Below are 12,959 nucleotides of genomic sequence, written 5' to 3'. Positions count from 1 at the left end.
GCGGAAGCCCCGCTCACTTTATTGGAAATGATAATCATGTGTAAGGTTTCGGCTTGTGGCGGGGATCGCTCCCGGGGCTCCGCCGCCAGCTCTGCCGCATCCCCGGGACCGCACAGGAACGTTGAGGAACCGTCGATGCCACGAACCGCGCTGAGAGTCCGCCGCTGGGCCGCGATCGCCGTACTGGGAGGCCTGCTGGCCGGCTGCGGCACCGGGGACGCCGACTCCGGCAAGCCACCGGCCGCGGCGGCCGGTGCCCAGGCCCGTACGAGTACGGAGGTGCGGCCCATCGAGGCCGCCACCCGGATCACCGACGCCAAGGGCGTCACGGTCTCCCTGCCGAAGCCGCCGGAGAAGATCGTCTGCCTGGTCGCCCTCTGCGACGACATCCTCGTCGAGCTGGGCATGACCCCCACCGCCACCAACTCCCAGGTACTGGCGCACCCGGAGTTCCTGGGCAAGGAGAAGGCGGCGAAGGTGCCGGTCGTGCCCGGCGGCTTCCTCAGCCCCGAGGTCGAGGCGATCCTCGCCCACAAGCCCGACCTGGTCATCGGCCTGGAGGACACGCACGGCAAGCTGGCCCCCGCGCTCAAGGGCGCCACGACGTTCTGGCCGGTCCAGCCCGGATCCTGGCAGGACAGTGTCGGCTACCTGCGCGACCTCGCCGCGCTCACCGGCCGCACCGCACAGGGGGAGAAGGCGGAGAAGACCTTCCGCACCCGCCTGGCAGCGGCGGAGAAGCAGAAGAGCGACAGGACCGCGCTGATCATCTTCGGCAGCGACGAGAACTTCGGCGTGGCCACCCCGGAGACCGACGTGGCGGCCGGACTGTTCCCGAAGATCTCCCACTACCCCTGGAAGAGCCGAGGCGTCGACGGCAGTTACAGCCTGGAGGAGATCCTCGCCCGGGACGTCGACGTCCTGTTCGTGGAGACCCTGTCCTTCGGCGCGCCCGACGGGAAGCTCTCCGAGAAGCTGGCGAAGAACCCGCTCTGGTCCCGTATCCCGGCCGTGAAGAACGGCAAGGTCTTCGAGGTCGACTCCGAGGTGTGGGCCAAGGGGCGCGGCACCCGGTCGCTGGGCGTCGTCCTCGACGAGGCGACGGCCGCACTGCGGTGAGGCGTCCGCCCGTGGCGCTGCTCTGCCTGGGCGCGGCGGCCCTGGCGAGCGCGGTCTGCGCGCTCAGCCTCGGCACGCCGTACGTCCCGCCCGCCCGGCTCCCGGCCACGCTGGGGGCCGACGGGCTCGCGGGGCTCGTCGTCACCGAACTGCGGCTGCCCCGCATGGTGCTGGCGCTGGTCGCGGGGGCCTGCCTGGGCGCCGCGGGTCTCGTCCTCCAGGAGGCCCTGCGCAACCCGCTGGCCGTGCCCGAGATGCTGGGGGTCTCCTCCGGAGCCGCCCTCGGCGTTGCCGCACCGCTGGTCCTGTCCCTGGCGATCCCGCTCGGACTCCAGCCGTTCCTCGCCCTGGCCGGGGCGGCGCTCGGCGGTCTGCTCACCCTGATCGCCGCCGGATTCGGGCGGAGCCCGTCGGCCGTTCTGCTGACCGGGGCCGCCGTCGCCGCCGCGCTCCAGGCGGCGCTGCTGGTGCTCATGGTCATGGCCGACCAGCTCGACCTCCAGCTCATCTACCGTTATCTGCTGGGCAGTCTGTCCGCCCGCACCTGGGACGACGTCACCGGTCTGCTGCCCTGGCTCGCCGTGGCCGTCCCGGCGCTGGTGCTGTGCGTGCCGGTCCTCGGTGTGCTGCGGCTCGGCGACGACGACGCCCGCGCGCTGGGCGTACGGGTGGAGCGGGCGCGGGTGGCCGCCCTGGGCATCGCCGTCGTCCTCATCGCCCCTGTCGTCGCGGTCTGCGGACCGGTGGCCTGGGTCGGCTTCCTCGCCCCGCACCTCGCCCGCCGCCTCCGCCCGGACGGCGGCGCGGCCGGGTGGCTCGTCCGGTCCGCCGTGTGCGGTGCGGTCGTCGTGCTCTGCGCCGACCAGCCGGCCCGGCTCGCGCTCGCCCCGATCGAGACGCCCGTCGGCGCCTGGACCGCCCTGGTCGGCGTGCCCGTCGGGGTCGTGCTGCTGAGACGGGGGAGGCGGCCCGCCCGAGCGCGTCGCCCCGTGCCCCTGCCCGCGCAGGCGACTCCGCCGGACGCCCCCGTTCCCGTACTGCGGAAGGCGGAACGATGACCTCCATCGATACCGCGCCCGGAACGGCACGCCGCGCCCGCCGGGCCCTGCGCGCACCGGGTGTGCGGATGGGCGGTTTGGCGCTGCTCGGCGCCGTGGTCGCCTGCGCCGGACTGTTCGCCGGCCGGGGCGTCACCCCCGAAGGCGTACGGGCCGTGCTGCTCGGGGCCGGCGACGACCCCACCGCCGAGCACATCGTGCTCCAACTCCGGTTGCCCCGCGTGCTCGTGGCCCTGGTCGCCGGGGCCTGCCTCGGAGTGGCCGGGCTCGTGCTCCAGTCCGCCCTGCGCAACCCGCTGGCCGGACCCGAGGTCACCGGCGTCACACCCGGCGCGGTGCTCGGCGCGGTGACCGCGACCGGCCTCGGCCTCGCGGGCTGGGAATCCCCCACGGCCGTGGTCGTGGCGGCCTGCGTCGGCGGGTTCGCCGGGGCGGGACTGCTGTGGCTGCTCGCCGGGCGGGACCGGGGCGACCCGGAGCAGACTGCCGTCTACGGGGTCCTCGTATCGGCGGTGCTCGCCGGACTCACCGCGGTCGTCCTCCTGGTGGCCCCCGGTGAACTCGGCAGCGTCGTCCAGTGGTTGATCGGCTCCACCGAGGGCCGGGTCTGGCAGCACTGGAATCTGCTCTGGCCGTGGGCCGCCTTCTGGGGCGCGGCGGCCTGGCTGCTCGCCGGGCCGCTGACCCTGCTGCGCTGCGGCGACGAACAGGCCGCCGCCGCGGGTCTGGCCACCGGCCGGGGCCGGGGCGCGGCGCTCGTGTGCGCGGTGGCGCTGACGGCCGGCGCGGTGTCGGCGGTGGGCGCCCTCGGGTTCGTCGGGCTGCTGGTGCCCCATCTGGCGCTGGCCGTCTTCGGCGCCGATCTGCGCGTCACGCTGCCGGGCGCCGCGCTGTTCGGCGCGGCGGTGGTGTGCGGGGCGGACGCGGCGGCCCAACTGCTGTCCCGGCTGCTGGCCACCGCGCTCGACGCGGACCGGCTGACCCTCCCGGTCGGCGCCCTGACCACCTGCGTGGGGGCGGGGCTGCTGATGGTCGTGGCGCGGCGACGGGTGGACGAGAGATGAGGGAGAGAGCAGTGGATATGAGCACGACGGAGAGCGCGATGAACGGCGCGGTACCGAAAGTCCCGGACGTCGTCCGGGCGGAGGGGCTGGCCTTCGGCTACCCCGGACGCCCGGTGCTGCGCGGGGTGGACCTGAGCATCCGGGCCGGTGAACTGGTCGCCCTGATCGGGCTGAACGGCTGCGGCAAGAGCACCTTCCTCAAGCTCGCCGCCGGACTGCTCACCCCGAGCGGCGGACGCGTCCTGCTCGACGGCGACGACGTGGCGAGGCTGCCGCGCCGCACCGCCGCCCGGCGTGTGGCGCTGCTCCACCAATCGGCGCCGTCCGTACCGGGGCTGACTGTACGTCAACTCGTACGGCAGGGGCGTTACGCCGCCCGGGGGCCGCTCGGGATGCTGCGGGAGGGCGACGACGAGGTGACGTCCCGGGCGCTCGCGGACGTCGGCGTCACGGATTGGGCCGACCGGCCCGTGGACGCTCTGTCCGGAGGTGAACGCCAACGGGTCCGGCTGGCCATGGCGCTGGCCCAGGACGCCCGTGTGCTGTTCCTCGACGAGCCGACGACCTATCTCGATCTGCGGCACCAGCTGGAGGTGCTCCAGACGGTCGTACGGCTGCGCGCGGAGCGCCGGCTGACGGTGGTGATGGTGCTGCACGACCTCAACCACGCCGCCCGGTTCGCCGACCGGATCGTTGCGCTCCGGGAGGGCCGCATCGCCGCCGACGGGCCCCCGGCCGAGGTGGTCACCCGGCGTCTGCTGGCCGAAGTCCTCGGCGTGGAAGGCCGGGTGGGGATCGACGAGGAGGGTGGCTGGCCCGTCTGTTACCCAGATCACCCTCTCGATCCGCTCCAGCTATTGCGGAATGAAAATCATATTCATTAGTGTCTGTGCTGCGGCACGGACCGACGCCGCGACCTACACCCAACCGATCCGAATGGAGTCTTCAACTCATGGAGCAGAACAAGGTGTTCAGCCCGATCGCCGACCAGGGCCAGCTCGCCCACCTCTCCGCCACCCACTCGAACGCGCTCGTCGAGAACCCCTTCGACGACGCCGCCGAGGCCGACACCGCGGCCGAGAAGTAAGCGACTCCTGCCGCTGAAGGCAGGTCTCCCGCGTGGCGCGGGGGCGGGCCCGCCCGGTGGAACAACCCGGGCGGGCCCGCCCCGTTCAGCCCCGGACATCCCGTCCCTGTCTCTCCCCTTCCGCCTTCCGATTCGGAGGATTCCGTGACCCGCAGTCGACTCGCTCCCGGCACCGGGATCGTCACCGTTCCCGGCGCCACCCCCGTGCTCCGGACCTCCGGAGGGGAGTTCCTGCGCATCGACACCGGCGGCGTCCCCGGGGAATCCCTGGTGCGCCGGCTGGCGGGCGAGGAGACGCCGGACGAGGGTCCGCAGACCGCCGAACTCGCGCGGCTGGTCGAGGCGTTCGAGGCCGGTGGACACACGGTGTCCGCCCCGCCCCGGGCCCCGCTCGTCGGCCGCACCGTCCATGTCCTCGGCGACCCCGTGCTCACCGGCCCTCTGGCGCGCTGCGCCGAGGCGGAAGGGGCCGAGGTCCTCCGGATCACCCCGGACCATGTGGCGGAGCTCGTCCGGGCAGCCCCGGACCACCGCACCGAAGGGCGTGTCGCCGTGGTGTGGTGCCTGGACTCGCCCGTGCCCGAAGGGCTCTGGGACACGGCGGACCGGCTGCCGGGCCGCTGTATCGCCTGGCTGCGCTGCCACCGCGAGGGCTCCCACAGCTGGACCGAGCCCCTGGCCGCGGCCCCGGGCGACGTCTCCTCCCGGCATGTCCGACTCCGCAGACTCGCGGCGACCCCCGCCCATCGTGAACTCGCCGCGTACTGGGCGGGTCACCGGACTGCCGATACCGGACCCCATCCCACCGAAGCGTCCGCTGCGCTGATCGCAGCGCTGCTCACGGCTGATCTGATCGCCTGGGCCGGAGTGGCAGGCGGGGCCGAGGCCGAAGGCGCAGGCGCGGGCAGCTCGGCCCGCCTTCCGGCCCGCCGTCGGCTGCGCCGGATCGACCTGCGCGATCTCACCTTCACCGAGCACCCCGTGCTCCCCGTCCCGGATGTCGCCCCGCTGCCCGCGCCGACCCCGGTGGGGGCGCGCGCCGCCGGGGCCGGCACTGCCGGGGGCCGTGCCGCCGGGGCTCGCCCGTGAACACCCGTACCGTGTCCGTCCCCGCTGCCGACGGCACCCCGCTCGCCACCGACGTATGTCTCCCGGACGGGAACCGGCCCCGCCCCGCCGTCCTGATCCGCACCCCGTACGGGCGCGACGCCCACCGTGCCGAGCTGTGCGGCTGGGCGGCGCACGGATTCGCCGCCCTCGCCCAGGACGTACGCGGCCGCCACGGCTCACCGGGGGAGTGGCACCCGTACCGGGACCATGAGAGAGAGGACGGCGCGGCCGCGGTCGCCTGGGTGCGCGCGCAGGCGTGGAGCAACGGGGAGGTCGTCGCCGTCGGAGCCTCCTACGCCGCGTACTGCGCCCTCGTCACGGCACTCGACGCCCCCGGCACAGCCCTTGGCGGTGTGCGCCGCGACGGAATCCCCGACGCCGTCATCGCTGCCGTGCCCGCGCTCGGGCTCCCCGAGACCGCGCGTGAGCCCGGCGGGCCGGAGCGGTTGTGGGCCCGGGCCGGCTGGTGGGCGGCCCACGGCGACCGTCGTGACTCCGACCCCGACGCGCTGGATCGCGCCCTGGCCGACGACCCCCGGCTGCTCGAACACCTCCCGGTCGCCCGCCTGGCGGAGCGGCTGGCCACGGGCCTCGGGCGTGAACTGCCGTCCTGGCCAAGGCTCTGGGCCGACCGGGAACGAGGACGGCTCGTCGCGCGCGGCTCCGCCGCCCGCCTTCCGCTGCTCGCCGTCGGCGGCACCCGCGACCCCTTCGCCGAGGACACCGTGGCCCTCTGGCGCGGCTGGGGCGGACCGGCGCGTCTGCTGCTCGGACCCTGGGGGCACCGCCTCACCGCCGACCGGTCCGTGCCGGCCCGCGCACGCGTCAACCTCGGTGCGCTGTACGTACGGTGGGCCCGGGCCGCGCTCGCCGGGCGCCTGGAGCCGACACGGTGCGGGGCCATCGCCCTCGGCGACAGCGGCCGTTGGCACAGCACCCGCCGTGAGGTGACTCCCCCCGAGGCGGAGCGCCGCTGGTCCTTCGGCTCGTCCACCGGTCTACGGCTGCTCCACGGAGCCGAGTTCAGCGCCGACCCGGAGCGCCCCGTGCGCTCCGACGACCTCGCCGTCCCGGTCGACGGCGACCGAGCCGACCGCTGTCTGCTGCTCTCGCCGCCGCTGCCCCGCCCGCTCGACCTGGCAGGGGCGGCCGTCGCCCGGATCGCGGCCACGGCCGACACGCCATCGGCCGACTGGGCCGTACGCCTGACCGCGCTCGACCCGTCCGGCCGGGCCGATCCGCTCGCCTTCGGCATCGTCCGGCGCACCGGCCCGCCCGGCGAAGCCGCGGACATCACCGTGCCGCTCGGCACCCTGGGCCGCAGGCTGCCCGCCGGAACCCGGTTGCGGGCCGAGATCGCCGGACACCACTTTCCCGCCCACGCCCGTAACCCGCACACCGGCGACGACCCGGTCACGGCCACCCGGCTCGTCCCGTCCCGCCGCACCGTGAACCCCCGGGGCAGCGCCCTCCACCTGCCCGTCGTCGCCCGACGCCGCTACGTCGAGCCCGTACCGGAGATATGCCGTTGACCAGCGCCCTGCCCCTCGAAGCCCTCGTCGACCCCGTCAGCGGGATCGTCCGCGCCGTCGCCCCTGTCGAGCACCCCGCAGGTGCGCCGCCGCGCTACACCGCGATGACCGCCGACGTCGCCGACGCCCGCCGCCTCGGCGCCTGGCCCGCCGACCGGGTCTCGCTCGGTACGACGTTCGGCGACCCCCGGGGTGCCTGGATCGCCGCGGTGGCCGAGGCCGTCGAGCGCTACTGCGGCAACCGCCTTCCACCGCCCGGCCACCCCCAGGAGCCCCGGCGGGCCACCGCGGCCGAGCTGACCGCCGAGGGCGGCCGGATCTACGGACCCGGCGCGCTGCCGACGTACGCCCCGTGGCAGTACGGCCGCCGAGGCTTCCCGTACGCCGAACTCACCCCCGACACGCCGGCACTGTGGACCCGGGCCGTGGAGAACGGGGAACCCTGCTGGGCCCCGGTCGCGCTGACCCATCTCAACTGGCGTCAGGGGGAGCTGCGTTCGCTGCCCCGTACCCACCACCTCAACTACGCGGGCATCGCCACCGGGCAGGGCCTCGACGACGCCGTCGAGCGCGGGCTCCTCGAAGTCGTCGAGCGCGACGCGCTGGAGGTGTGGTGGCACCTGGACGGACCCACCCGCGGCATCGACCCGGCGAGCGTTCCCGGGCTCACCGAGGACCTGGCCGGCTGCGGGCTGGACGTGCACATCGTGGAGATGCCCTCCGAGTTCGCCCCCTGCGTCGCCGCCCTCGTGCACGATCCCGGGCGCGGAATGTACGCGGCGGGGTTCGCCTGCCGGTACGACCCGGCGGAAGCGGCTCGCAAGGCCGTCCTGGAGGCTGTGCACACGTGGGTGTTCACCCAGGGCACGGTGGATGCCGACGGATGGGTGTACCGGGCGGTCGAGGCCGGGATGCTCGCCCGCGGCCTCTACCTCGACCACCGGGCCGACCGGCGCTATCTCGACGACTGCGGGCCCGAGTTCGCCGCCGTCCGGGACCTCGGCGCCCATGTCCAGGTCTGGCTGGACGACCGGTTGGCCCCGCTCGCCCGCCGCTTCACCGAACCGGCCCTGGGCGTCGTCCCGGTCACGGCGATCACCCCGGGCAGCCGCGCCGCGCTCGACGCGGCGCTCGCCGCCGGGGGCCACCGGGTGATCACCGCGGATCTCACGACGGAGGACGTCGCGGAGACCGAACTGCGCGTCGCCCGGGTCCTGGTCTCCGGGCTGATTCCCAACGCCCCTGCCGCCTTCGGCTACTTCGGCTGCCCGCGCTTCGCGGAGGCGGCGCTCGGCCGGGGCTGGCGCACCCAACCACCGACGGCTGCTGAGGACTTCACCCTCGCCCCGCCGCCGCACATGTGAGGGAGCGCGCCACCATGCCCGAAACGCCGGCCCGAGCCGCCGCGCCCACCGACGGGGCGGGCGCGGTCTCGCCCGCCGCCCCGGACCTCCTGCGCACGGCACTCGCGGACGCCCGGTCGCCGCGTGTTCCGGAGCTTTCCCCGTACGTTCCGGAGCGCCCGTTCCCGTGGAGTGGCCCCGCGCTGCCGTTGAGCGGGAGCGGGAGCGGGACCGGGGCCGAGGGCGGGGTGAGGTCCCGGGCCGTGGTCGGTGCCGTCAGCGAGCTCGAGTTCGAGGCCGGGCCCGACCCCAAGCGCGGGACCGACCCCGCGCCCGACCCCGCGACTACGAGCATCAGCCGGCCCGGACCCGCGATCGACCTGGACCGCGTGCTGCGACTCTCCCTCGCCGCGCCCGCCGGCACGCCGGGCGGCCGGCTGCGGCCCGTTCCCTCGGCGGGAGCCCTGCACCCGGTGCGTGCCCACCTGCTGATCGGGCAGGGGTGCTCGATGCCACCCGGGCGGTACGCCTACGATCCGCGCACCCACCGCGCCCACCCTCGTGGCCCGGCCCCCGACGGCGTACCCCCGGGCGCCCTCGTCGTCCTCGCCGTGGCCGCGTCCCGCACCGTCGCCCACTACGGGCACCGGGCCTGGCCGCTGCTGCTCCTCGACACGGGTCATGCCGCCGCCGCCCTCGCGCTGGCGGGGGCCACGACCGCCGACGTGCTGGTCTCTCTCGACGCGGACGGCTCCTTCCTCTCCACCGCAGCCGGGCTGCCCGACGCCCCGGACTGGCAGGACGCCTGGCCCGGCACCGAGCCGGAACTCCCGCTCGCGGCCGTACGGTTGACGCCCCCGGGGCGGCCCGTCGACGCCGCGCCTCCGCTGAGCGCCTGGGCCGCCCTGCCCCTACCCTTGGCCTCGGCCCCGACGCCGCAACCGGGGGCCGACACCACCCCGCCCCGCGAACTCGCCGTCGCACGCCACCTGTTGCACGACCTCGCCGGAGCGCCCGGGCGTCCCGACGGCACCTGGCACCCGGCCCCGTGCCCCGGACAGGTGACCGACGAGGCTCTGGAATCGCGCCGGAGTGCCCCGCCCGAGGACTTGAACCACCCGCCCGGCAAGGACCTGCTCGCCCGGATCCTGGCCACCGCCCAGGGCGTACGGCCGGACGGGCCCGCCTGGACCGTGGCTGTGGGCGGTGCCGACCCGGCCCTGTACGCAGCGGGTCCCGGCAAGCGGGGCCTCGACGTCCGCGCCGAGGGCGACGCGCGCACCACCCTCGCCCACTGGGCCGCGGGCCAGCAGTGGATCGGCGCCGCAGGTGCGGTGCTCCTCGCCCACGGCTGTCCCGAGGGCGCCGCGCGGGCCACCGTCCGCAGCAGCCACCTCGTCGCCGGATACGCGGCCGGCGTGGCCCAGGCGCTCGCCACCGCACTGGGCCTGCGCTCCCGCCCCATCGGTTCCTGGCAACAGGCCGACCTGGGCGCGGCGCTCGGCGACACCCCCGGACGCGAGTGGATCGTGCATGGCCTGGCCCTGGGCGCACTCCCGACGCCAACGGCCGCCCCAGCCAAGACCGCAGCCACGTCAGCCCCCACACCTGCCACCTCACGCCTGACGCCAACGGCCGCCCCGGCGACGCCCCCAGCCGCTTCAGCCCCCACGCCCGTCACCCCACCCACGGCATCCGCCGCCCCTGCGGCCCCGCCCGGCGAGGAAGAACGCCCATGATGCTCCACCCCGAACTCCTGCGCGCCGCGCGCACCGCGCGGCGCCCGCTCGGCCTCGCCACCGCGCTGCTCGCGGCGGTCACCGCCACCCACCTCGCCCAGGCCGTCCTTCTCGCCCTCGTGCTCTCCCGGATCGCCCAGGGGGAGACGGGCGCCCTCGCCCCGCTGCTCACGGCCGTGATCGCCGTCGTCCTGGTCCGCGCCGCCCTCGGCCGCGCCCAGCGCCTGATCGCCGTCACGGCCGGCGCCACCGTACGGGTCAGGCTGCGCGACACCCTGCTGGAACGGCTCGGCGCGCTCGGCCCCACCGCGATCACCGGCGCGCGGGCCGGAGCCGTACGGGCCACGCTGGTGGACGGGGTCGAGGGCGTCGACGCGTACATCTCGCGCTATCTGCCCCAACTCCTCATCACCGCCGCCGTACCGCCCCTGCTGCTCGTCGCCGTCGCACTCGTCGAGCCGTACGCGGCCCTCGCCCTCGGGCCCGCCCTGCTGCTCGCCCTCTTCGGGCCGCGCTGGTGGGACCGGCTGCTCGCGCGGCGCGGCAAGGAGCACTGGGACACCTACGAAGCCCTCGCCGCCGACTACCTGGAGGCTCTCCAGGGGATGCCGACGCTGCGCAACGCCGGTGCCGTGGGCCGCGTACGGGAACGGCTGGAGCGGCGGTCGGCCGCCCTGCACCGGAGCACCGTCGCCAAACTCCGGGTCTCGCTCGTCGACACCGGCCTCACCGACCTGGCCGTCCAGGGCGGCACGGTCGCCGCCGTCCTCGTGGCGTGCTCCTCCGCCGCCACCGGCCGCACCGCGGCCACCGGCACCTACCTCCTGCTCCTCCTCGCCTCCGAATGCTTCCGCCCCGTCCGCGACCTCTCCCGCGAGTGGCACGCGGGCTACCTCGGGGTGTCGGCGGCCGACGGAATCGCCGCCCTGCGCACCGCCGAGGCCGCCGTCCCGGACCGGGGCACCGTGACCGCCGCCTGGGAAGGCGCGCCCGAAATCCGTTTCGAGGACGTGCACTTCACCCACCCGGGGAGTACTCGGCCCGCCCTCGACGGTGTGTCCTTCACCGCCGCCGCCGGGCGCACCACCGCCGTCGTCGGCCCGTCCGGCGCGGGGAAGTCGACCGTGCTGAGCCTTCTGCTGCGGCAACGGGACCCGGACGGGGGCCGCGTCACCGTATCCGGGACGGACACCGCCGCGTACACCCTCGCCTCGCTGCGCCGGGGGATCGCCGTGGTCTCTCAGGAGACGTACCTCTTCCACGCCACGATCGCGGAGAATCTGCGCATCGCCCGCCCGGGTGCCACGGACGGACAACTGCGCGCCGCCGCCCGCACCGCCGGGATCGACGAGGAGATCGCCCGGCTGCCGGACGGTTACGCCACCCTCGTCGGCGAACGCGGCGCGACGCTCTCCGGCGGACAGCGCCAACGGCTCGCCCTGGCACGGGCGTTGCTGGCCGACGCCCCGATCCTGATCCTGGACGAGGCGACCAGCGCGGTCGACGAACGCGGCCAGGCCCGGATCGTCCGGGAACTGGCGGCGGCCGGCCGCGGCCGCACCTGCGTCGTCGTCGCCCACCGGCTCGACGCCGTTCGCCACGCCGACCACATCGTCGTCCTGGACGCGGGCCGTGTCGCCGCGACGGGCGACCACACCACCCTGCTCGCGGGCGGCGGCGTGTACGCCTCGCTCGTCGCGGCCGGCCGCACCACACAGAAGGAGCCCGCGGCATGACCCCGACCCCGGCCCCGGCCCCGACCCCGACCTCGGCCCCGGACCAGGCCTTGCCCTCGGCCTCGGCCTCGGCCCCGGACCAGGCCACGACCCCGCCCCCGACCCCGGCCCCAGACCAGGCCCCGGACCAGGCCACGACCCCGACCTCGACCCCGGCCCCAGACCAGGCCCCAGACCAGGCCACGACCCCGGACCACGCCACGATCCCGACCCCCACCCCGACCCCGCGCCGGGCCCAGGCCCTGGACTCGGCCTCGCCCCCGGCCGACAGCGCACGGCGCGATGGCGCCGAGCCCGACAGCGCCCGGCCCTCCCCTCCCAGCCCTCACCCCGCCCCCACCGACGAGGCCCCCACCCGCGCCCTCCGCTCGCTCCTCCCGGTCCTCGGCGCGCACCGGGCCACCGTGCTGCGCACCTGCCTCGCCGCCCTCGTCGACCAGGCCGCCCTGGTCGCCCTCGTCACCCTCGCCGCGTACACCGTGGGCACAGCCGTCACCGAGCACCGCGCGCCCGCCCCCGGCACCGTCGCCGTCCTGATCGGGCTCGTCCTGCTCCGGGGCCTCGCCACCTGGCGTGAGATGGACCTCTCGCACGACCTCGCCTACCGGGTCCTGGCCGAACTGCGGGTCCGGGTCTTCGACGGGCTGGCCCGCAGCGCCCCCGCCCGGATCGCGGGCCGACGCAGCGGCGACCTCGCGGCCACCGCGCTCGGGGACGTCGAGGCGCTGGAGTTCTTCTACGCCCACGCCATCGCCCAACTCCTCGCCTCCGGACTGGTCTTCGCGGTATCGGCGGCCGTTCTCGCGGCTCTCGGACCCTGGCTGCTGCTCGCCGTCGTACCCGCCGCGCTGCTCCTGATCTGGTCGCCGCTGGTCGAAGCGCGCGGCCGCGCCGAACGCGGGCACCGCACCCGCAGCGCGCTCGCCGAGCTGTCGTCGGAGACCGTGGAGAGCGTCGACGGGCTGCGCGAGCTCCTGATGACGGGGTCGCTGAACCGCAGGCGGGCCCGGCTCCGGTCCGCCGGGCGGCGGCTCGCCCGCGCCCAGCGCGCCGAACAGTCCTGGGAGACCGGGGCGGGCGCGGCCCGCGACCTCCTGGTCGTCGCCGCCGTCATCGGGGTCGTGGCCGCCGCCGCCCACGCCGCGTCCGCCGGACGCCTCGACGGGGCCTG

At 75.8% G+C, this 12,959-nt stretch carries 11 protein-coding genes; all 11 read left to right on the top strand.

The window, feature by feature from the left end; translation table 11 throughout:
- Positions 1–135: 135 nt before the first annotated feature.
- On the top strand, positions 136–1,119 hold the full coding sequence (locus A3Q37_RS00050; RefSeq protein ID WP_065475568.1) for an ABC transporter substrate-binding protein: 984 nt from the start codon (positions 136–138) through the stop codon (positions 1,117–1,119).
- On the top strand, positions 1,116–2,177 hold the full coding sequence (locus tag A3Q37_RS00045) for an iron ABC transporter permease (RefSeq protein WP_065475565.1): 1,062 nt from the start codon (positions 1,116–1,118) through the stop codon (positions 2,175–2,177). Before A3Q37_RS00050 ends, A3Q37_RS00045 begins: the two co-directional genes overlap by 4 nt.
- On the top strand, positions 2,174–3,241 hold the full coding sequence (locus tag A3Q37_RS00040) for an iron ABC transporter permease (protein ID WP_065475562.1): 1,068 nt from the start codon (positions 2,174–2,176) through the stop codon (positions 3,239–3,241). Before A3Q37_RS00045 ends, A3Q37_RS00040 begins: the two co-directional genes overlap by 4 nt.
- 17 nt (positions 3,242–3,258) lie before the next feature.
- A complete protein-coding gene (locus A3Q37_RS00035) occupies positions 3,259–4,125 on the top strand; it encodes an ABC transporter ATP-binding protein (RefSeq protein WP_255311681.1) in 867 nt (288 codons plus the stop codon).
- Between the two features lie 68 nt (positions 4,126–4,193).
- Positions 4,194–4,328 (top strand): streptamidine family RiPP, encoded by a 135-nt coding sequence (gene amiA / locus A3Q37_RS37515; RefSeq protein ID WP_255311680.1) that lies wholly within the window; start codon positions 4,194–4,196, stop codon positions 4,326–4,328.
- 144 nt (positions 4,329–4,472) lie between these two features.
- The gene (locus tag A3Q37_RS00030) at positions 4,473–5,417 is read left to right on the top strand and encodes a hypothetical protein (protein WP_065475558.1); all 945 of its coding nucleotides are present in this window, start codon (positions 4,473–4,475) and stop codon (positions 5,415–5,417) included.
- Positions 5,414–6,970 carry a CocE/NonD family hydrolase gene (locus A3Q37_RS00025; RefSeq protein WP_065475553.1) on the top strand — a complete coding sequence of 519 codons (1,557 nt, stop codon included), beginning with the start codon at positions 5,414–5,416 and terminating at the stop codon, positions 6,968–6,970. The genes A3Q37_RS00030 and A3Q37_RS00025 overlap by 4 nt, the downstream gene beginning before the upstream one ends.
- A complete protein-coding gene (locus tag A3Q37_RS00020) occupies positions 6,967–8,334 on the top strand; it encodes a YcaO-like family protein (RefSeq protein WP_079137609.1) in 1,368 nt (455 codons plus the stop codon). The genes A3Q37_RS00025 and A3Q37_RS00020 overlap by 4 nt, the downstream gene beginning before the upstream one ends.
- A 14-nt stretch (positions 8,335–8,348) precedes the next feature.
- Positions 8,349–10,052 carry a nitroreductase gene (locus A3Q37_RS00015; RefSeq protein ID WP_107471460.1) on the top strand — a complete coding sequence of 568 codons (1,704 nt, stop codon included), beginning with the start codon at positions 8,349–8,351 and terminating at the stop codon, positions 10,050–10,052.
- Positions 10,049–11,788, top strand: coding sequence for an ABC transporter ATP-binding protein/permease (locus A3Q37_RS00010; protein ID WP_065475548.1), 1,740 nt, complete (start codon positions 10,049–10,051; stop codon positions 11,786–11,788). Before A3Q37_RS00015 ends, A3Q37_RS00010 begins: the two co-directional genes overlap by 4 nt.
- The coding region (locus tag A3Q37_RS00005; protein WP_255311679.1) for an ABC transporter transmembrane domain-containing protein at positions 11,785–12,959 on the top strand (1,175 nt) is incomplete at its 3' end. The genes A3Q37_RS00010 and A3Q37_RS00005, both read left to right, overlap by 4 nt.

This window comes from Streptomyces sp. PTY087I2 (assembly GCF_001687325.1).
Classification (GTDB): Bacteria; Actinomycetota; Actinomycetes; order Streptomycetales; family Streptomycetaceae; genus Streptomyces.
The sequence above is the reverse complement of the archived record's forward strand: the minus strand, read 5'-3'. Positions and strand labels throughout refer to the sequence as shown.